General features: G+C 62.6%; 17 protein-coding genes. 5 read left to right on the forward strand and 12 right to left on the reverse strand.

Annotation, left to right across the window (positions count from 1 at the left end; genetic code table 11):
• The 4 genes from BM269_RS22965 to BM269_RS22980 all read right to left on the reverse strand — a co-directional run bounded on the left by BM269_RS22965 (nt 1) and on the right by BM269_RS22980 (nt 4,078).
• Complete coding sequence (locus BM269_RS22965; protein WP_090442689.1) at nt 1-747, reverse strand: class I SAM-dependent methyltransferase; 747 nt, start codon at nt 745-747, stop codon at nt 1-3.
• The gene (locus tag BM269_RS22970) at nt 744-1,508 is read right to left on the reverse strand and encodes an XrtA-associated tyrosine autokinase (protein WP_229204762.1); all 765 of its coding nucleotides are present in this window, start codon (nt 1,506-1,508) and stop codon (nt 744-746) included. The genes BM269_RS22965 and BM269_RS22970 overlap by 4 nt, the downstream gene beginning before the upstream one ends.
• 11 nt (nt 1,509-1,519) lie before the next feature.
• Nucleotides 1,520-3,043, reverse strand: a complete 1,524-nt coding sequence (locus BM269_RS22975) for an XrtA system polysaccharide chain length determinant (protein ID WP_090442695.1) — start codon at nt 3,041-3,043, stop codon at nt 1,520-1,522.
• Between the two features lie 102 nt (nt 3,044-3,145).
• On the reverse strand, nt 3,146-4,078 hold the full coding sequence (locus BM269_RS22980) for an EDSAP-1 family PEP-CTERM protein (protein WP_090442697.1): 933 nt from the start codon (nt 4,076-4,078) through the stop codon (nt 3,146-3,148).
• 40 nt (nt 4,079-4,118) lie between these two features.
• Here BM269_RS22980 and BM269_RS22985 point away from each other — a divergent pair, with 40 nt between their 5' ends.
• Together BM269_RS22985 and BM269_RS22990 are read left to right on the forward strand one after the other, a co-directional pair.
• On the forward strand, nt 4,119-4,964 hold the full coding sequence (locus BM269_RS22985) for an N-acyl amino acid synthase FeeM domain-containing protein (protein ID WP_170860459.1): 846 nt from the start codon (nt 4,119-4,121) through the stop codon (nt 4,962-4,964).
• A 1-nt stretch (nt 4,965) separates the two neighbouring features.
• Nucleotides 4,966-6,576, forward strand: a complete 1,611-nt coding sequence (locus BM269_RS22990) for an FAD-binding oxidoreductase (protein WP_090442705.1) — start codon at nt 4,966-4,968, stop codon at nt 6,574-6,576.
• On the opposite strand, the gene BM269_RS22995 is transcribed toward BM269_RS22990, so the two are convergent.
• From BM269_RS22995 to BM269_RS29535, 7 genes are all read right to left on the reverse strand, one after another.
• Nucleotides 6,564-7,445: a hypothetical protein gene (locus BM269_RS22995; protein WP_090442708.1), complete on the reverse strand. Its 882-nt coding sequence runs from the start codon at nt 7,443-7,445 to the stop codon at nt 6,564-6,566. The genes BM269_RS22990 and BM269_RS22995 overlap by 13 nt on opposite strands.
• 96 nt (nt 7,446-7,541) lie before the next feature.
• Nucleotides 7,542-10,286, reverse strand: a complete 2,745-nt coding sequence (gene prsT / locus BM269_RS23000) for an XrtA/PEP-CTERM system TPR-repeat protein PrsT (protein ID WP_090442711.1) — start codon at nt 10,284-10,286, stop codon at nt 7,542-7,544.
• Between the two features lie 94 nt (nt 10,287-10,380).
• The gene (locus BM269_RS23005; RefSeq protein ID WP_211482740.1) at nt 10,381-10,764 is read right to left on the reverse strand and encodes an SEL1-like repeat protein; all 384 of its coding nucleotides are present in this window, start codon (nt 10,762-10,764) and stop codon (nt 10,381-10,383) included.
• Between the two features lie 230 nt (nt 10,765-10,994).
• On the reverse strand, nt 10,995-11,390 hold the full coding sequence (locus BM269_RS23010) for an Hpt domain-containing protein (protein ID WP_139232839.1): 396 nt from the start codon (nt 11,388-11,390) through the stop codon (nt 10,995-10,997).
• 16 nt (nt 11,391-11,406) lie between these two features.
• Nucleotides 11,407-12,687, reverse strand: coding sequence for an alpha/beta hydrolase (locus tag BM269_RS23015; protein WP_229204764.1), 1,281 nt, complete (start codon nt 12,685-12,687; stop codon nt 11,407-11,409).
• A gap of 68 nt (nt 12,688-12,755) precedes the next feature.
• Nucleotides 12,756-13,121 carry a hypothetical protein gene (locus BM269_RS23020; protein WP_090442717.1) on the reverse strand — a complete coding sequence of 122 codons (366 nt, stop codon included), beginning with the start codon at nt 13,119-13,121 and terminating at the stop codon, nt 12,756-12,758.
• Nucleotides 13,118-13,270, reverse strand: coding sequence for a hypothetical protein (locus BM269_RS29535; protein WP_170860460.1), 153 nt, complete (start codon nt 13,268-13,270; stop codon nt 13,118-13,120). Before BM269_RS29535 ends, BM269_RS23020 begins: the two co-directional genes overlap by 4 nt.
• 41 nt (nt 13,271-13,311) lie before the next feature.
• On the opposite strand from BM269_RS29535, the gene BM269_RS23025 reads away from it, so the two are divergent.
• From BM269_RS23025 to BM269_RS23035, 3 genes are all read left to right on the forward strand, one after another.
• Nucleotides 13,312-15,444 (forward strand): hypothetical protein, encoded by a 2,133-nt coding sequence (locus BM269_RS23025; RefSeq protein WP_090442720.1) that lies wholly within the window; start codon nt 13,312-13,314, stop codon nt 15,442-15,444.
• 110 nt (nt 15,445-15,554) lie between these two features.
• A complete protein-coding gene (locus BM269_RS23030; RefSeq protein WP_170860461.1) occupies nt 15,555-17,807 on the forward strand; it encodes a PAS domain S-box protein in 2,253 nt (750 codons plus the stop codon).
• A 30-nt stretch (nt 17,808-17,837) separates the two neighbouring features.
• Nucleotides 17,838-18,290: a hypothetical protein gene (locus BM269_RS23035; RefSeq protein WP_139232840.1), complete on the forward strand. Its 453-nt coding sequence runs from the start codon at nt 17,838-17,840 to the stop codon at nt 18,288-18,290.
• Nucleotides 18,291-18,305: 15 nt separating this feature from the next.
• On the opposite strand, the gene BM269_RS23040 is transcribed toward BM269_RS23035, so the two are convergent.
• Complete coding sequence (locus BM269_RS23040; RefSeq protein ID WP_090442727.1) at nt 18,306-19,370, reverse strand: M35 family metalloendopeptidase; 1,065 nt, start codon at nt 19,368-19,370, stop codon at nt 18,306-18,308.
• Nucleotides 19,371-19,442 lie beyond the last annotated feature (72 nt).

Consider the following 19,442-nt stretch of genomic DNA (forward strand, 5'->3'; position numbering starts at 1 on the left):
CTAGGCTTTCGGCCTGTAGCGCAGCACCGCGGCACCTTTCTCGCACGGCAGCGAGCTGATTTCAAGTTCAGGAAACTCGGCTGCCCAGCGCTGCAAGGCGGTTCTTTCGCCTGGGCGCATGGCATCGTCAAGGAAGATCGCTGCGCCGGGAGCCATGCGCGGGAACAGGATGGGACCCGCCGGATAGCGCGCGGCATCGCAGGTCGCCTGCGGAGGGCCGTCAATGACGACCATGTCGATCGCTTGGCCGGGCTGCAAACCGCTGCAATCGTACCAGGGCTGCTGGCGGTCGCCAAAGGTCTGCATCAACAACGGCGCATCGATGACTTCCGCCCAGTCTGAGAGGCCGTGCAACTCCAGTTGGCGCCGAGTGCGCCGGGCGTAGGCTGGATCATGTTCCAGGCTGTAGACCTTGCCGGCGCCATTAATCTGCATGCAGCGTGCCAGCACCAGCGTGGAAGTGCCGCTGCTGCATTCAACGACGCATGCCGGTTTCTCGTCAAGCGCGTGGGCCGCCAGCTCTTGCAGGAAGTCCGGCGACGCCGCCCAGCCGCGCGTCAACGGCAGTGCGCGTTGCAGTCCCAAGCTGATGTATAGGCCCTGCAAGGCTTCAAGCTGGCGGAACAGCGAGGCATGTTCCTGCCGCGAGTCATCTTTCATCGCATGCACCAGCAGGTGCATGTTGCGCACTTTGTGCAGGATGTACGCGCACAAGAGCAGGACGCCAATGGCCGCCGCATCAATCATTCGTAGTACCCGTAATACTCGGCGCCGGGGAAGGCGCGGGATTTGTTGTACACCAGGTTCACGTGGCGGCAATGCTCGATACGCTGCAATGCGGCCTGGACTGCGGACTGTGTCGTGGTTTCCGCTTCGACCACCATGACCACCTGACCCATTTGCGAAACCAGGACGCTTGCTTCCGTCGTCAACAGCAAAGGCGGCGAGTCGAACACGATGATGCGGTCGGGGTAGCGGCTGGCGAGTTCCTCCAGCAGGCGGCTCATGTTGCGGCTGGCCAGGAGCTCAGTGGCATGCCGGCTGGCAGGACCGGACGGCAGCAAGGTCAGGGAAGGGACGTTGGTGCGCATGATAACGTCGGACAGCTCGATGCTGCCATCCAGCAGCACATTCATCAGGCCGCGCTCGGCTTGCAAGCCCAGCACTTTCAGTACCGAAGGGCGCGCCACATCGGCATCCACCAGCAGCGCCCTGGCATCTTTCTCCATCGAGATACTCATTGCCAGGTTGACGGCGCAGTAGGTTTTTCCCTCGCCGGGCAGGGCGCTGGTGATGACAATCAGGTTGCCATGCGGGATGGCGCTGTTGCCGTTGGCCTGCGCATCGTTCAACAGGTGGCGTTTGACGATACGGAAATCCTCGGCGACGGAAGTACGGCCGCTTTCGTGTGTCACCATGCCCCGTTGGCGCATCCGGACCAGGTTGATGTCGGCATACCCTAGCTCGGTCGGTGGTGCAACTTCCAGCAAACTGGGCGGCAATTGCATGGGACCTCCATTCATTGGTAAAGCAGGGTGAAGGCCATAACACCGCTATAGCCGAGTAACAGGCAAACGCTGCCGGCGCCGAAACCGAGCCGGTCGCGCATATGCCGGCGCTTCTCGTCGTCGGTCCAGTTCATGCCGATGGTGCCGAGGACCCGCAGGCCGGTGCTGGCGCGCAGTTCGGCGGGGCTGAGGAAAGTCGGACGCAGTTCCGACAGACCCAAGGCGGCTGCCGCACCTCCGATCAGGCCGGCAAACAGGACTGCGCTGTAGTACAGGGCGCGATTGGGGCCGTTGGGGCGTTGCGGCATGGTTGGCGGATCAATGATCTTAAAGCTCATCATCTCCGTGGTGGTTGTCAATTCCCCCGACAGCTTGGCCGCCTCACGCCGGGCAATCAGCTTTTCGTAATTGTCCTTATTGACCTGGTAATCGCGCGTCAATTGGGCGAGCTGGGATTCAAGCTCGGGAACCGCATTGCGTTGTTCCTGCAACTGGGCCTGCCGTCCGCGCATGGCCTCGACGCGGGCGCGCAGTGCCGCGACACGCGCCTCCGTTTCGGCCAGGGCGACCTTCATCTGCTGGAACAAGGGGTTGTACTGGCGCGCCGTATCGCCCGGGTCCGGCTGCTTCTGGCGTTCCTCTTGCCGTTTCTCTTCAAGCTGGGCGACCAGGCGCAAGGCTGCGACAACGTCGGGGTGCTGGTCGGTGTATTGCATGCGCAGGGCGTCGAGGTTCTTGTTCAATGCGCTGATCCTGGCATCGAGTTCGGACACCTCGCCTGGCGTGCCGGCGGCTGCAAGCAGGGGCTCGTCGCCGCCGAACTGCGCCTCAATGGCCTTACGTGCCTGTTCCGCTTCGGCCAGCTCGAGCTGGGCAGTGGCCAGGGATTCGCTGGCAGTCAACAGCTTGCCGCTGTAGTCCAGTCCTTCGCGCGGTAGCAGGAAGTTATGCTTCAGGCGAAACTCCTTGACTGCATTTTCGGCTGACAGCAGGCGGTCTTCGTAGTTCTTGATCTGTTCGTCGATGAACTGGACCGCTTTTTCCGAATCGCCTTTCTTCCCCCTGAAGCTGCCTTCCACGAAGATGGACAGCAGGGCCTGCACGACATCGCGCACCTGGCGCGGTTCGGAATCTGCGTAGTTGATGGTGTAAATATCGTAAGTTCCAGTGCCGTTGATGCGGATGCGCTTCAACATATCGTCGACCATCGCGTCATGTTCGCGTGCCGACACCGTGCGCACGTCAAGATCGACCATGCGCAGCACGCGCTCGATATTTGGCCGGCTGAGCAGGGTGCGGCTCATGATGGCCACCTGCTGCTCGACATTGGGCATGCTGGTCATGCCGACCATCAGCGGTTTCAGGATGCTTTGGGTGTCGACAAATACGCGCGCGGTGCTTTGGTATTCGTTGGGCAGGGAATAGACTTTGGCCCAGCCCACCAGCACGATCAACCAGGTGATGCTGAACCCGGCCCAGCGGTGCTTCCACATACCTTGCAGGCTGGACAGCAATTGGCTGAAGAGATGCTCCATGCTGCGCTCCCTGGTGATACGCCTCGGTCCTTTGGATTATATGGGCGGGTTTTCTGCCGCGCTGCCGAACCCGCCCGAACGTTGAGGCCCGTCAAGAAGTGATCAGGATTGGCGGCGGCGCAGTGCCAGCGACATCGCCAGCATGCCCGCTGCAAGCACGGCCAAGGAATCCGGTTCAGGCAGTTCCTGCTGCAGGGCATTGGCCAAGGTGTTGTGCTGGATCGTGATCTGGTAGCTGGTTCCGGCCGTCAGCAAAGGCGAAATGGCGGAGAACGGCGTGCCGGGCACAGTCGCGAAGTCGTAGGTCGACAGGCCCGGGGCGCCGTCGGTACGGCTGCGTACGCTAAATTCGTTCAGCTCGGAGGGGGCGAATTCGAAAATCCTGAGCTGGGTCGTGAGGTCGACGATATTGATCGACCACGACAAGCGCGCATTGGCGTTGGCATTCGGCCCCGAGCCCATTGAAACAAAGGCCTGGGTGAAAGCCGCGGCATCAAATTCCACAGTCATGGTGTCTGCCGCGCCAAGTGTGAAGCGGAAGGTGGTTGAAGTCCCGACATCGGAATTACCGGAGGCGACGGCATTCAGGGCTGTCGACGCATCGGCACGGGTGCGTGCGTGCGCGCCGGCAGGGTTGCCGTTGATGGTGATCGAGGCGCCGGTCAGGTCCTGGTCGGCGTGACCGAAGGTGCCGGGCACTGGTGGCGGGCTGGGAAAGCGCGTGAAGTTATTGTCTGCCAGGCAGGGCCCACCGACACATTGGCGGAGCACATTGGGCGTGCCCGTCAGGATGGGGATGGAAGACGCATCGGCGGCGAAGATGCCGTTCAGCGACGCCGTCGCGTGGGCATCGTTGGTGCCCTGCAGGATCGTGAAGTCGGCCGTGCTATAGGCAGCCCCGCTGCCATGCAGCAGGCGGAAATTGTTGATGTCGAGGATGGCTGAGGCGAACGTGGAGGCCTGGGCCGGTGCGCTGGCGATGCCAGCCGCCACGAAGGCGGCAGTTGCCAGTACGGACTTGTAGAAGGTAGTCATAGCATGGATCTCCCGATTGGATGGCGGCGGGTTTGCCGGCATGGTGGTACGAGCAGCATCCGTGCCATGCGCCGGCGCCCCGCTGGCCGATGCCGGTGAAAAGAAATCCGACGCGCGCGGAACCTTGCGCCAAGCCGAGTGTCCAAGCCCTATACCGATAGGAGGACGCACCGTGGATGACGACACCATTGTTTCCCTGTTGATTGACGAAAATGCCGGCGGCGAACAGCCATTACACGCGATCGACCAGCAACTGTTCCATATCCGGCTGGCGAATTCGACCGGCAAGCGCGAAGCGGCCAGCGTGCTGCTGCAAAAGATGTATGGATGGCGCGGCTATGAAGTGGACCCGAATGCGCCTCACGAGCCCAACCGCATCACGCTGGCGGCCGACAGCCAGGGCGAAACGGTTGGCACCATGTCGCTGTGCCTGGATGACCCTGCCATCGGCCTTCCGGCCGATGAAAACTATGGCGACATCTTGTCGTCCCTGCGTGCGCAAGGACGGCAGTTGTGCGAACCGGCGCGCCTGGCGATCGACCGCAATGTCAATATGCGGGTGTTTGCGGCACTGATCCATATTTCCTACGTGTACGCCCACAACTTGCATGGATGCACCGACTATGTGATTGAAGTCAATCCCCGGCACGTCCGCTTCTACAAGCGCATGCTCGGCTTCAAGGATGCCGCGCCGGAACGGCACTGCAGCCGCGTTGGCGCACCGGCCGTGCTGCTGCGGCTCGACTTGACGCATATGGCGGAACAGATCCGCTTGTACGGCGGGCGCATGGAGTCGGTGCCCAACGAGCGCTCTTTCTATCCCTTCTTTTTCTCGCCGCAAGACGAGGCCGGTATCACGGTGCGCCTGCGCGAAGGGAGGGATTGAGATGAACAAGCTCGATCCCGCCTTGCAGGCCTGGCGCTTGTTGCTGGGCCCGGCCCGGGTACTGACATCGCCTGCCGATCTCGAACCGTATATGGCCAGCACCTCGGCCAGTCCCGTCGCGCCGCTTGCGGTGTTGCGCCCGCTATCGCACGGGGAGGTGGTGGCGGTGGTGAGAAGTGCCGGTGAATTTGACATCCCGCTGTATCCGCTTAGTACCGGGCGCAACTGGGGCTATGGCGACGCCAATCCCAGCCGCGAGGGCCAGGTGATCGTGGACCTTGGCGGCATGAACCGCATCATCGAGATCGACCCGGAGCTGGCTTACGCCGTCATCGAGCCCGGCGTCACGCAGGCGCAACTGGCGGCCCGCCTGGGCGAGCTGCGCCTGCCGTTATGGATGGATTGTACCGGTGCCGGCCCGGACACCAGCCTGGTCGGCAATATCCTCGAGCGCGGGTTCGGCCACACGCCGTACGGCAACCGGATGCTGCACGTGGCCGGCATGCGCATCGTGCTTGCCAGCGGTGACACACTCGAGACCGGCTTCGCCCATTTCGCCCATGCCACGGCGGCCCACTTGTATCCATATGGCGTCGGGCCGTGGCTGGATGGCTTGTTCACGCAATCGAATTTCGGCATCGTGACCAGCCTTGGCTTCTGGCTGCTACCGCAAACGGCGTCGGTCAGCCACCTGGTTGCCAGCGTGTCGCAGTTCGAAGGCATCGCGCCCGTCGTGGACGCGCTGCGGCCGTTGCGCATGGATGGCACCTTGTCCAGCGTCGTGCACATCGGAAACGACCTGCGCGTGCTTTCGGGGGGCATGGTGTTCCCGGCTGCGCTGGTGCCGCAAGGGCCGCCGCTGCCGCAACAGCTGCGCGCCGACTTCTGCCGCAGCGCCGGCATCGGCGCCTGGACAGTGTCAGCTGCGCTTTACGGCCGGCCGGCGCAGCTGGCCGACGCAAGGCGGGCGTTGCGGACGGCGATCGGCAAGCTGGCCACCCTGCGCTTTATCGACGACAGGGCGCTGGCCATTGGCAGCGTAGCCGCCCGCTTGATGGGGCGGGCCAGCCTGGGGGCCAAGCTGAGCGCTCAGGTGGACCTTGGCCGTTCCTTGCTGAACATGAACCGCGGCATCCCGGATGGGCGCTTCCTGGCCGGCGCCTACTGGCGCCGTCGTGGCGGATTGCCACCGGGCTTCCCGTTTGCCGCCAACCCTGCGCGCGACGGTTGTGGAATGATGTGGCTGGCACCCGTACTGCCCATGCGCGGCGTCGACCTGCTGCGGGTGCATGCGCTGGTGGCACCGCTGTTCGCCATGCATGGCTTCGACCTGTTCGAGACGTTCAGCATGATCAACGAGCGCGTGCTGGGGGGCGTGCTGACCATCTGCTTTGACCAGGAGGATGCCGCGGAAGTGCTACGCGCCAGGCAATGCTATGAAGCATCGTTCGCGCGCCTGATGGGCGCGGGCTACATTCCCTACCGCGTCGGACCGCAATCGTTCAAGGCACTCGACAGCGGCCACGATACCTACTGGAGCACGGTGGCCCGCATCAAGGCCGCGCTCGATCCGCAGCACATCATCGCCCCGGGGCGCTATCAACCGCGCTGACGGCGCCGCAGCAGCACCAGCAGCATCGCGGCCCCGAGCGGCAGCAGGGCAATGGCCGGAGGCTGGTCCAGCGTGACCTGGGCGATCACCGGATCGGACAGCCGGGCGCTCCAGCCGTTCTGGCCAATCGCCGTCAGGGCCATGATGCTGGACATGGTGTTGGTCCCATAGAAGTCGGCGCCAGCCTGCTGCATGCCGTTGCTGAAATAGGCGCAGGCCGGCCCGCCCGCGCAACGCGCCAGGTAGCTGCCGAAGCCGGACGAGGGGGAGGCGACACCGCTTAGCTGCTGCACCATGGTGACCGGTGTTGCGCCCGATCCAGTCGCCGCCAGGCCCGGTACGAATTCCCAGCGCATCAACAGCGCGCCGTCGGTGATGCCGCCCAGCCGCTCAAAGCCCTGCCGCTGCGAGGCCTTGATGCCGCCAATGCCAAAGCCGGGATTGGTGCCGCCGGTCAGCTTGTCGAGATAGAAATCGAGGTGGATTTTACCGTCGCAGCCGAAGGCGCTGTGCGTGCAGCCCGTGCCGAGGACCTGGTGCGCGGGCGAGCCGGCGATCGGCCGCACCGCGGCATCCGCGATCCCGTACATCATGAAGGAAATGCTCTGGTTGTCTTGTCCGCTACGCCAAAGCTGGTTGGCAGGGTTGCCGAGCTCGTGGATGTTGGTCATGTAGCCGGCGCCGAAGCTGGTCTCGCGCATGCCGGTACCGTTGCTGTCGCCGCTGCGGGCCATATAGCCGCTGAACTTGATTTCGACTGCACCGGGCGTATGCAAGACGAATGGGGCTAGCGGGCTCGCTGCGGCCGGCCCGGCGATTGCCATGGCTGACAGCCAGGCGGCGGCGCCGTGGTGGATGTTCTTGAACATGGTGGGCTCCCGGTGATGGATATGCACCATCTTGCAAATAGTGGGCCAGCACCAGTGCCGGGGCCAGCCCCGCGCTGCGTAAAGGGCGCCGACAGCTCACAGCTTGGCGAGCAAGCCTTCGACCTCGGCCCGGTGGGCAAAGCCCTGGACGGCCAGCAATTGCTCGCACTGGCTGCGCGCCCCGCGCTTGTCGCCGCTGCGAAACAGGGCGTGCGCATAGTGCAGGCGGATGTCGGTCGCCGCCGGTGCCGTTTCCAGTGCTTTTTTCAACAGGGGCAGGGCGCGTGCCGGCTTGCCGTTCTCCGCCAGGATCCAGGCCAGCGTATCGGCCACTGCCGGATTGCCCGGGGCGAGCCGGTAGGCGCGCTCGGCCGGCCGCAGCGCGTCCGCGTCCTTGGCCTGCAGCAGCGCCCAGGCCAGGTCATTCAAGACCAGCACATTGTCGGGATCGCGTTGCAGGATGATCTCGTACTCGCGCCGAGCAGCTCCGAACTGCGACTGTTGCAGCAAATGGCTGGCATAGTACAGCCTGGTTGGCTGGTCGGAAGGCTGCTGGCCGAGCCAGTCGCGCATGCGCTGGTCCGCTGCCTGTGCCTTGCCGGCGGCGTGTAAGGCGCGGTGCAGGGCAATCAGGACCGGGCCGCTGCGCTGGATGCCGTAAGCGCGCTCATACGGCGCCAGGGCGTCGGCCGCCTTGCCTTCTTCGAGCCAGGCATCGCCCTCGAGCTTGAAGCCGATGCCGGCGCCCGGTTGCCGCTGTTGCACACTGCGTGCAAGTTTGCGGGCGTCGTCGAAGGCCCGGCCATCGAGCATGAGCGCGCTGGCCAGCAGCAAGGCGTCTTCCCTCACCGGGTCGATGGCAATTGCCTTGCGGACAGCCTGCAAGGCAGCGGCTGTGCGCTTCACTGCCAGCGCACTACGCGCAAGGCGCAGCTGCACGTCGGCATCGGCAGGATGCAGCAGCGCCAGCTTGTCCAGGGTATCCAGGGCCAGCCTGTGCTGCCCGGCGGCAGACGCGGCCTGGGCCAACAAGTCCAGGCTGGCCGCCTCGTTCGGGCGCAGCGAATGCAGGCGTTGCGCCAGTTGCAGCGCCTTGCCGGCCTGTCCGCTGCGCAGGTATAGCGCCGCCAGCATCTGCGCCGGGGCTAGCGCATCGGGCGCTGCGGCAACGGCGCGCTCCAGCCAGTTGATCCCGGCCTTGAGATTGCCTAGCCTTGCCTCAAGCTTGGCAAGTGCCATCAGCAGCGGCCAGCTGCCGCGGTTTCGTTCGAGTGCTGCTTCGTAACGCTGGCGGGCGATGGGGGCCTTTTTTTCCAGCAGGTCCAGTTCGGCCAGGTTGTCCAGCGCTGGCATGTGCGCAGGATCCAGTTCCAATGAACGCATAAACGCCTGGCGCGCGCCGGGCAAGTCGCCACTGGCCAACATCACGCCGCCTTTCAGGTTCTGCACGGCAGGATTATCGCCCAGCGCTTCCATTTGCCGCACTTGCGCCCGGGCTTTGGTGAAGTTGCGCTCGCGCAGGTAGGTCATGACCAGCAGGGAACCGGCGCGTGATGCCGCCCCTCCTTCCTTCTGCGTGGCCTGTTCCAGGGCTTCCAATGCGCGGGCATTCTGGCCCTGGCTAAGCAAACTCAAGCCATTGGCCGCAAGCAGGTTGCTGGATTCCGGCGCCAGGCTGCTGGCCCGGCCAAACCAGCGCGCGGCCAGTTCGTGTTGGCCGGCGCGCATTGCGGCTTCCCCCGCAAGTGCCAGCAAGTCGACCTGCTGCGGGTTGTCGGCAATTGCCGGTTCGAGCAAGGCCAGCGCATCTTGCGGCTTCCCCTCGCGCATATCGCACTGTGCTTGCAAGCGCAGTGCAAAGACTTCCTTGGGTTGGGACTGGCGATAGCGCATGATGTGGGCGCGCGCCTGCGCCGTGGCGCCCGACTCCAGCTCCACGGAAGCTGCCAGCAGCATGCTGGGCAAGTGATCCGGTGCCGCGCGCAACACCATTTGCGCACGCTCGAGAGCGGCCTTGTGCTTGCCCTCAGCCAGGTCGAGCAAGCCCTGGGCATAGAGAATGACCAGGCTGGCAGGCTGGATCTTTCGCGCGGCCTCCAGTTGCTGCCGCGCCAGCGCCGGTTTGCCCTGCATCAGGTGGACTGCAGCAATATCGGCGAAGGCTTGCACATTGCCCTTGTCGCGTTCGAGAATGGAACGGTAGGTGGCCAGGGCGCCGTCCAGGTCGTGCCGCGCGCGCAATAGGTCACCTTTGAAGCGTAGCGTATCGCTGTTGTGCGGGTCGGCAGCCAGGGCACGCCCGACCGAGTCCGCGGCGGCGCCGGCTTCGTTGCGCAGCAGTGCCAGCCGGGCCTGGCCCAGATGGCCTTCCACCAGCTGGCCGTCCTGGCGCAGGGCCTGGGTGTAAAGCTGGCCGGCATCTTCCGCCTTGCCCAGCCCGAGCAGCGCGTGAGCACGCCAAGCAAGAACGATTGGGGAGAGCGGTTCTGCTTGCAGTTCATCCAGCAAGCCTTGGTAGGATCCCTGGAACAGCATGGCCCGCACCAATAGCGGCAGCAATTCATGACGTGGCTGGCCCAGCGCAAGCGCGCGGCGCAGCTCCTTCTCGGCCGACATGGCATCGCCGAGCGCCAGGTGCAGTTCGCCCAGCATGCGCCGCGCCGCGGCATGGCCAGGCTCTTGCTGCAGCAGGTTTTTCAGATGGATGACGGCAGCCCGATCCTCGCCCTTGCCGTGCGCCGTTCGCGCATCGGCGAGTACGTCTGCGACAGGCTTGATCCGCTGGCAAGCAAGCAGGGCGGCAAGCGCCATTCCGGCTGCGATAGTAATCGGACGAGACATGAAAAACTCCCAGGCTGGTGAAGTTACCAGCGTAGGGAGCTCTTAAATCTGCTTGTTGATCGCGCTCAAGAGTTCGCGCGATCCACGGGGGACTTTATTTGGTATGGTGCTGGTTGTTGAGCTGGACGAACAAAGGCCAGCTTTGCGTCCCGTCGGCTTTCGCAACGGTTGCGCTTGATCGATAGCGGGTAGACAGGTAGTCGACCGAAACAGCATCGCCGGCCAGCGCAGCCTTTTCCAGCAGGCGCATGGCTTCCTGGTGCTTTGCCGCATCCTGGCTGTACAGCAGTCCGAGTTCACGGGCCGCAACAGGCGAACCTTGCTCAGCCCATTCGCGCATGCGGCGTTCAGCTGCCGCACCGCCATGTTCGGCCAATTTCTTGGCGACAGCTTCGACCACGGGGGCCGGCGGCTGGACTTCTTCCTTGACTTGGCAGGCAATTAACATGCCGACCATGACAAGCGTAGAGGTGACCATGATTCCCGCCTTGTTGAAAATTTCCATATTTCCTATTATTCCCCGAACGGATGGCATTATATCAATTAATTGCCCGATGTCAATATTCGGGCAACTTTCAGGATTTTATGAAATGCGAGCTGACGCAGGCGCACGGCACGCAAAACTGCCAAACTTGTAAGTGTTTCCCATCATAACATGCGGTTATTGCGCCGCACAAAATCGCACCGGGTAACAGATGTAAGCAATCGTTAGCGGACGGCAGCGCGCCCGCTATGCTGGTCCAGCCATGCGCCGGCATGGTCATGCACCAGTTTGAGCTCACCCTCGAGTGCGGTGAACAGGATCGGGATTTCAACAATACGGCCCTCTTGCAGGGCTAATTCAAGTGCCAGCGAGGCCGCCACGAAGCGTTTGGCCCCCAGGTTGCCGATCGAACCGCGTAAATTGTGCAAGATGCGGCGGGCTTCCATGAGCTTGCCGTCCCGGATCGCTTCGCCCGCCAGGTTCAGTGGTTCGATACCCGGGCCAATGCCGTCGCGAACGATCTTGACCACTGTGTTCAGGGCTTTCTCGTCCTGCCCCATGTATTCAAGAAGCTTGTCGACGCAAAAGACTGCCTCGTCCGGCGCGCTTGCATAACTCATAAACACGGTCCCCTTTTTATACGCGGAACGTCCAATGGCGTCCCATCGCACCTTCGACCGCCTGCAAGCCGAAGCGCTCGGCGGCCCTGGTATGTTTCTGGATCAGGTAATACATATCGCTCAAAGCCGAGCGCTGCTCGGCGAAATACGTATGGCCGATAAAGCCGGTGTCCACCTTGCTGGCGTCAATGGTCTCAACGCCTTGCGCCGTCACCAGGCCCACTCCGCTGTCGCCAGCACGGGCATAGCCATGCACGGCTTTGGAAGCACGCAAGGCGCTATCCTCGGACGAAGCATACAGGGTCAACGGGTTCGGTACAGCAGACAGCGACGGCAACAACTGATGACGGAATACTTCTGCATCGATATCCGGCGCAGCCAGGATGACCTCCCGGATCCGGCCCGCCAGGTCCGGGCGTGCCGCAATCACGCTGGCTGTCGCGTGGGCCAAAGCCCGGTTGCCCATGCTGTGGGCCAGCAAGTACACATGTTCGGCGTCCGGCTGCTGCAAGACGTCAGCCAGGAATGCCGCCAGGTCCGCCTGGGTCCATTCCACATTGGCTTCATCCAATATATATCCTGAGAGCTTTCCTTGCGAGGGCCAGCTGTAAAAAATCGGCGTGCCCTGGAAGCCCAGATCGTACACCAGCTGGCCGGTGCGGCGCGCCGCGTCTTCGAACGTGGTACGGTAGCCGTGAATGAACACCAGGGCGCTGCGGGTGCCGTTGGCGGCGATCGACTGTCCCAGTTCGGCCAGGCAACTGTCGCGCTCAGCCAAGTCGGCTGAAAGCAACACCACATGTTGTTCCGGATCCTGGCGGAACTCCAGCCGGAGCAGGGAAGGTGATTCCATTTCCCCCATCCTGTGGTCGCGTGGAATGCTGACTTCACAGCTGCCGTAACGCAATTGGCCGCGCACGCTGCCGAACTGGCGGGCGGGGTGGCGGTCGCCGCTCAGTTCGCGATCGGTCGCGAAGAAAACTTTCATGACAGCATGGTCCGGCGCCCCATCCAGTTTGGCCGTTGCCGGCGTGCGCGCGCTGCGGCGCCGTTCGACCTCATCGATGAGATTGCGCGCGGCGGCGCGCAGGTAACGGTCGCCCGCCAACCCGGCAGAGGCCAAGGCATCGCTCAGCGCAAACTGGCGCGAACGCGAACCGGGATCTTCTTCTACATCGGCAATGGCGTCGGCGACCGAAGGAGATTGGGCCGCGAGGCGGGATTTCAGCATCTGGTAGGCAGCACTGACGCCGCCCTCGCCGGCACCTGCCGTCACTGCTGTCGTAATGACGTCCATGCTCTTCTCCTGGCTGATTAGTGCATATCTGACCACACCCACAAGGCCAAGTCCAGCGCCGCGTGCATCTAGTGCTCAGGTGCCAGTTCAAGCCGGTTGATGCGTGCGGCCTTGTTGAAATCGATCGCGATGCGCAAGGCTTGCGGCTGGCATGTGGCACGGTACACGTAAAGCCGGTCTTCCCCATTTACGTTTCGCGAAAGCAGCTCAAGCATCAAGGGGCGGGGACAGCCTTTCATCAGCGCGGGCAGGCCCGGTACGGCAAGGTAGCTGCTGCCGCGTTCGGTGAAGCGGTCCGGCGCCGTTTTGCCGTCCGCAATGCCTTCGAGCACAGCCACGACCTGCGCCGTGACATCGGGCTCCGCATCGGGAATTGCCGCCGCCGCACCGATGCAGCAAAGGCCCGAAAAAAATAACAGAATGTTCAATTTCACTGAAGACTCCTTCTAACGTTGCGTGCCCGGTCTTGACGCAATTGTTTTGCGTTTTTAATCAAAAATCCCATCAAGCCGGCGAACTTTTCGTAGTTATACTCGCCGATCACGCTGTTGATTGCCGGGCCCGGCGGGGCTTGTTGTTCCATCGAAAAAGACATCTATAACCGCTTCAGGAGACATTGACAACATGCGCAACACAACTCGTACCACGATTGCTACCACGGTCATGCTGGCATGCGCCAGCCTGGCACAAGCCGGCGAAAAAACCGTCGACAACCTGACCGTCTTCACCAACACCAAGGCAGCTTCCGCAGAAGGCGTGCTGAAGGTTAACGCGGCGCGTTTCGGCCTGCCGGCGAACCTGAAAAACCTGGAACTGGTCGAGGTCAAGGAATCGCTGACGGCCAAGCACTATTACTACCAGCAGATGCTGCGCGGCCTGCCGGTGGACCGCGCCCTGATCGTCGTTTCGATCGGCAAGAACGGCGACCTGCAAAAGATCTTCAACGAAACCCGCCATATCTCGGCCAAGGCTGAAGCGGACGCGGTAAACCAACTGTACAACAAATCCCAGATCAGCAACGACGAAGCGCTGGACAAGGGCTGGAAGAACATGAAGGTGCAGCACAACCTGGTGAATGTGCCTTCGGCAACCCTGGTGTGGATGCCGACCAAGGATGGCGTGCAACTGGCGCGCAAGGTCGCCATCGAAGCTGAAATGCCGACCGGCGGTTTCGTCCAGTACCTGAACGCGCACGACGGCAGCGTGATCGATTCCTACTCCACTTCGCTGCCACGCACCAATAAGGGCGGCGAACGCAGCCTGGCTGCACGCGCCGCGGCGCCGGGCCAGATGCTGGACCGCCATGCCGCCACTGACGCAGCCAAGGCCAGCTCCAGCGTGAGCGCGCTGAAAGCCTCCACCGCAACGGTGCTGGCGGCTTCCGGCATCAACGGCAGCGGCTATGCTTTCGATCCTGATCCGCGGACCACGCTGAACAACGATGGGTTGACCGATACTTCGGCGGCCTCGGCATTCGACGCGGCCTATTCGACCAAGACCCTGCGCGACTTGACCGTGACCGCCGGCGTCTACAAGCTGACCGGCCCTTACGTCAACATCAAGAACATCGAAGCGCCAGCGACTGCGCCGAGCACCACCACCAACGGCGTGTGGACTGCCAAACGCGGCAACAACGCCTTCGATGACACCAACGTCTATTTCCACCTCGACCAGAGCCAACGCTACATGCAATCGCTGGGCTTCAGCGGCAGCAAAGGCATCCTCGAGCGTTCGATGGACATCGACACAGACGGCGTCAACGGCGACGACAACTCGCACTTCAGCGGCAGCGGCGCCACCGGCTACCTGGCCTTTGGCCACGGTTGCGTGAACGACAGCGAAGACGCGGACGTCATCCTGCACGAATACGGCCACGGCATCCAGGCCAGCATCAATTCCAGCTGGTCCGGCGGCGATACCGGCGCCATGGGCGAAGGCTTCGGCGACTACTGGGCCGCTTCGTATTCGTACAGCACCCCGAATGGCCAGGTCTACCACCCGGAATGGGCCTTCAGCTGGGATGGCCACGGCTCGTGCTGGGCTGGCCGCATGATGAACCGCACCGATGCCAAGTACAACAGCAGCAAAACGTACAGTGCGCACAGCTCGGTCACCGAGAATGGCGTGACGTTCCAGTCCGATGAACTGTGGTCCGCTCCACTGTACGCTTCCATGGTATCCCTGATCGCTGCCGGCAAGCCACGCGCCAACATCGACAAGATCATCCTGGAAGCGCACTTCGGCCTCGGTTCCAACATCAAGATGCCAGCCATGGCAACGGCGATCGTGAACGCGGCCAAGACCCTGTTCCCGTCCGACTTGAGCTACGCCAACACCTTCCAGGCCAAGTTCGAAGCGCAGAACATCCTGAGCGGCGGCGCCTGCACCCCGGTCAATATGTCTGAAACGGAAAGCAATAACACCATTGCGACCGCCAATGCCATCACCCAGTCCTGCACCACTGCCAGCGCCAATATGAGCGCCAGCAGCGATGTCGATTACTTTGCCATCACGGTTCCGGCTGGCAAGACGCTGACCGCCACCATGACGCCGAACGCGACCTCGGATTACGACCTGAAGCTGTACAACAGTGCAGGCACCGAGCTGGCCTCCAGCGTGAAAGGCACCGGCCAGGCCGATGTTGTAACGCGCGCCAACACGGGCTCGACTGCTGTAACCTTGTATGCCAAGGTGTATTACTACTCGGGTGGCACGGGTGCTACCAACGGCAAGTACACCTTGAAAGCCTCCTGGTAATCAAGCGCGCTCCCCCGCGCTATCGACCGCCTGGCCCGCAGGGGCCGGCGGTTTTTTTTGGTTAAAATTCGCTTACAATTGGTTTCGCTGAGTTCGCTTAGAGACCAACCATGCAAATCGACCTGGGCAAGTTCATCCTGGAAGAAGCTCCCGGTGGAATCATCGCCACGGATGCCAACGATGTCGTGACCTTCTGGACCAGGGGCGCGACCGAAATCTACGGCTTCAGCGCAGAAGAAGCGCGCGGCCAGCGCCTGGCGGAACTGATCGGCATGCCGGGCCATCCGGTGCGTCAGGAATTCGGCGCCGATTTCGAATACCTGCGCCGCCGCAAGGACGGCCAGGCGGTGTATGTCGGCGCAGCCTGCAAGGCGGTGTACAGCGCGCCGGGCGAGATCGAATACATCATCCACAACCAGAACGACATCACCGATGCCAAGGCGCTGCGCGATGCGCGCCAGGTCGAGTCGCGCTACCGCGGTCTGCTCGAGTCGATGCCCGATGCGATTGTGATGGCCAATTCCACCGGCCGTATCGTGCTGGTGAATAGCCAGGCCGAGCGCCTGTTCGGCTTTGAACCGCGCGAGCTGCTGGGAAAACCGGTCGAGGTCTTGTTGCCTGGCCGCTTTCGCGGTGGCCACGTGTCGCATCGCGCCCAGTATTTCGTGCAGCCGCGCACCCGCACCATGGGCGCGGGGCTGGAGCTGTACGGCTTGCGCAAGGATGGGCACGAGTTTCCTGTCGAGATCAGCCTCAGCATGATCCAGATGGAGGAGGGCGCCATTGTCATGAGCGCGATCCGCGACATCGGCGAGCGCAAGAAGGCCGAGCAGAAGTTCCGCGGCTTGCTCGAATCGGCGCCGGACCCGATGGTAATCGTCAATGCGCGGGGCGAAATCGTGCTGGTCAATTCGCAGACCGAGCAACTGTTCGGCTACAGGCGCCAGGAGTTGCTGGGCAAGCCGATCGAAATCCTGATACCGGCCCGCTTTGCCGGGCGCCATCCGGCGGCGCGCAGCAGCTTTTTCGACAAGGCCCAGCCGCGTGCCATGGGCGCCGGCACCGATCTGTATGCGATGCGCCGCGATGGTTCCGAATTCCCGGTGGAGATCAGCCTCAGCCCCCTGCAGACCGAGGACGAGCTGCTGGTGTCCAGCGCCATCCGCGATATCAGCGGGCGCCGCCAGATCGAGCGCAAGCTGCTCGAGCAGAAGCTGGAACTGGAGCAGGCCAGCAAGGCCAAGGACCGCTTCCTCGCCAGCATGTCCCATGAATTACGCACGCCGTTGAATGCCATCCTCGGTTTTGGCCAGTTGCTGCAAAATGAGAAGCTGCCGCTGTCGCAACCGCAGCGCTACGCCTTCGCCGGCAATATCGTGCAGGCCGGCCAGCATCTGTTGCACTTGATCAACGAAACACTGGACCTGGCCAAGATCGAGGTCGGTGCCGTCACGCTCTCACTTGAGCCGGTGGCGCTGGACGACCTGCTGCGTGAAGCCAGCAAGATGATCGAGGCAATGGCCGACGCGCGGCAAGTCACTGTCTACCTGTCCGAGCCAGGCGGTTTGTGCGTAAAGGCTGACCGCATCCGGCTGCGCCAGATCGTCCTTAACCTGCTGACCAATGCCGTCAAGTACAACAGCAAAGGCGGCCACGTCTGGGTCACCTGCGGCCAGGGCGATGTCGGGCGGGTATGGCTGGCAGTACGCGATGACGGGCCGGGGCTCAGCGGCGAGCAGTTGGCTGGCCTGTTCCAGCCATTTAACCGCTTGGGCCAGGAGGGCGGTTCGGAGGAGGGCAGTGGCATCGGCCTGGTGCTGAGCAGGCGCTTGGCCGAGCTGATGAACGCGACCATCAGCGTCACCAGTTCGGTTGGCCAAGGCAGCACATTCGCTGTCGAGATGGAGGCCACCGAACCACAACAGTCAGCGCGTCCAGGCAGCGAAGAAGGCGCAGCTACGCCCGCGGCAGTGCGGGGCCATCACAGCAAGCCAATATTGCTTTACGTGGAAGACAATCCAGCCAACCTAAGGCTCGTGCAAGAGATCGTAAAGCTGCATCTTGACCTTGAATTGCTGTCTGCGACCGATGGCATTACCGGAGTCGCCATGGCGCGCGAATATCTGCCAACTGTGATATTGATGGACATGAACCTGCCTGGCATCAGCGGGCGCGAGGCCCAGAGGCGCTTGCGGCAGGATGCGGCAACGCGCGAGATTCCGGTCGTTGCGCTGTCTGCCAATGCCATGCCTCTGGATGTGCAGGCGGCGCTGGAAGCCGGCTTCTTCCGTTACCTGACGAAGCCGCTAAACATCAACGACTTCCTGGAAGTCGTGGGGGAGGCATTGGAACAGTCGCGCTAACAGCAGGTTTCACGTGTAACGAGGTCTGGAGTGAAAATCAATATTGCAGTCATGCTAGCGGTGGGCGCGCTCACTGGGGAACCGAAGATGCTGGAAGTCAAATTCACCGTGCAAGAGGGCGGCGGCCACCCCGTGCTGCAGATCGCGCTTGCCAACCATGCGCCGCGGCCAGTCAAGGTGCTGCATGCGTTAGCGACCGAAGCGGAAATGTTCGGCAAGCTGTTCGAAGTGCGCGACGCGGCAACTGGCCAGCTGCTTGAATACCAAGGCATCATGGTCAAACGCGGGCCGCTCAGCGAAGCAGACTACCTGGCCATGAAGCCTGGCGCACAGCGTAGCAACAGGATCGACCTGGCGCCAGCGTACGGCTTCAAGCCAGGCCGCCACGCCTACACCATCAGCTATGCCGGGCATTACCTCATGGATGGCAAAGAGATACCGCTCACCGTTGGACCGGTACGCTTCGAGCATACCGGCAGGTGAGCGGCAAGGGGCAGCTTATTGCAGGGCAGGGGTGTTCTCGCCGAAATATTCGTGCGAGTCGGCGTTGTCGATGGCCTGGGTCGGATTGCTGATTGCCAGGCTGGCGGCCGCGGACTGGCCGTAGGCATGGTCATCGGTGCCGGCGGTCGCGTTGAAGTGGCTCATCTCATGCACCAGGGTGCCGCCTTTCGAGTCGGTGCCGGTCATCGGCGCGCTCCAGAAGGCCTTGCAGACATAGATCTTGTATGGCTGGTTCGGATAGACGTAGGCGTAGTACGACTGCTTGCAGCCGCAGTCGACAGTGACCGGTTTGTTGTCGAAGGCATCCTTGATGGAGGTGAAGTGCGACTTCACGGTCGCGTAACGGCTCGACGTGTAGGTGCCGAACCATTTGGTGTAGCGCTGGCCGGTATTGTTGGCGCCCAGGTAGCTGTTGGCATTGTTGGTCATGTTCTTGGCGGCAGACACGGCGCTGGTGACGGTCGACTGCTGGGAAGCGGTGCACTTGCTGAACGACAGGCTGCCAGCGAGTGCCTCCGGCTCGGCCGGCGCCTTGGCGATGCTGCCGCGCGGCAGGCTGCCTTCGATCGAGATGGTGAGCGCGTCCGATTGCAAGGTATCGGACTGGCGCTTGTCCACTGCTTTCCCCATCGGATCCATGTTGCTGAACAGCTTGGACGATTTGGTGAGGTAGCGGATGGAATAGTCGCCCGAAATACTCATGTTATACAGGTGGGACAGTTCCACTTTCACCTTGTGCGACTTGCCCGGCTGGATCACATAGTAATCGGCAGGCGTCGGCGCCGCGCGCTTGACGTGCATGCCCTCGTACGGCACTTTGGCGCCGTCGCGGGTCACTTCAAACAGGGATTCTTCAATTTCCCCGAACGGGGTATGCCACTTCAGGACATACTGCGGCACGGACGAAGTGTTGGTCAGGGTCACCTGGACCACGACGTCATCGCTCGGGCCCAGGGCGCGCTTGTCCATGCTGATGGTGGCAGACAGGCCATCGGCCGCGTAGGCGCCCAGGCTGAAGGATGCTGCGAGTGCGAAAGCGCCAAGGTGTTTCAAGTTCATTCGTCTCTCCGTCCGGTTGTGGTTGGGGTGACCCAATCTTGACGGGGAGGCCGCGGCAATTCAACCGAAATC

Source organism: Duganella sp. CF458 (assembly GCF_900113115.1).
In the GTDB taxonomy this organism is placed as follows: Bacteria; Pseudomonadota; Gammaproteobacteria; order Burkholderiales; family Burkholderiaceae_D; genus Rugamonas.

Excerpts from the sequence above, each read along its gene's own strand:
- BM269_RS22965 (WP_090442689.1), bottom strand. The coding sequence starts at position 747 with ATGATTGATGCGGCGGCCATTGGCGTCCTGCTCTTGTGCGCGTACATC.
- BM269_RS22970 (WP_229204762.1), bottom strand. The coding sequence starts at position 1,508 with ATGCAATTGCCGCCCAGTTTGCTGGAAGTTGCACCACCGACCGAGCTA.
- BM269_RS22975 (WP_090442695.1), bottom strand. The coding sequence starts at position 3,043 with ATGGAGCATCTCTTCAGCCAATTGCTGTCCAGCCTGCAAGGTATGTGG.
- BM269_RS22980 (WP_090442697.1), bottom strand. The coding sequence starts at position 4,078 with ATGACTACCTTCTACAAGTCCGTACTGGCAACTGCCGCCTTCGTGGCG.
- BM269_RS22985 (WP_170860459.1), top strand. The coding sequence starts at position 4,119 with ATGGTGGTACGAGCAGCATCCGTGCCATGCGCCGGCGCCCCGCTGGCC.
- BM269_RS22990 (WP_090442705.1), top strand. The coding sequence starts at position 4,966 with ATGAACAAGCTCGATCCCGCCTTGCAGGCCTGGCGCTTGTTGCTGGGC.
- BM269_RS22995 (WP_090442708.1), bottom strand. The coding sequence starts at position 7,445 with ATGTTCAAGAACATCCACCACGGCGCCGCCGCCTGGCTGTCAGCCATG.
- prsT (WP_090442711.1), bottom strand. The coding sequence starts at position 10,286 with ATGTCTCGTCCGATTACTATCGCAGCCGGAATGGCGCTTGCCGCCCTG.
- BM269_RS23005 (WP_211482740.1), bottom strand. The coding sequence starts at position 10,764 with ATGGTCACCTCTACGCTTGTCATGGTCGGCATGTTAATTGCCTGCCAA.
- BM269_RS23010 (WP_139232839.1), bottom strand. The coding sequence starts at position 11,390 with ATGAGTTATGCAAGCGCGCCGGACGAGGCAGTCTTTTGCGTCGACAAG.
- BM269_RS23015 (WP_229204764.1), bottom strand. The coding sequence starts at position 12,687 with ATGGACGTCATTACGACAGCAGTGACGGCAGGTGCCGGCGAGGGCGGC.
- BM269_RS29535 (WP_170860460.1), bottom strand. The coding sequence starts at position 13,270 with ATGGAACAACAAGCCCCGCCGGGCCCGGCAATCAACAGCGTGATCGGC.
- BM269_RS23025 (WP_090442720.1), top strand. The coding sequence starts at position 13,312 with ATGCGCAACACAACTCGTACCACGATTGCTACCACGGTCATGCTGGCA.
- BM269_RS23030 (WP_170860461.1), top strand. The coding sequence starts at position 15,555 with ATGCAAATCGACCTGGGCAAGTTCATCCTGGAAGAAGCTCCCGGTGGA.
- BM269_RS23040 (WP_090442727.1), bottom strand. The coding sequence starts at position 19,370 with ATGAACTTGAAACACCTTGGCGCTTTCGCACTCGCAGCATCCTTCAGC.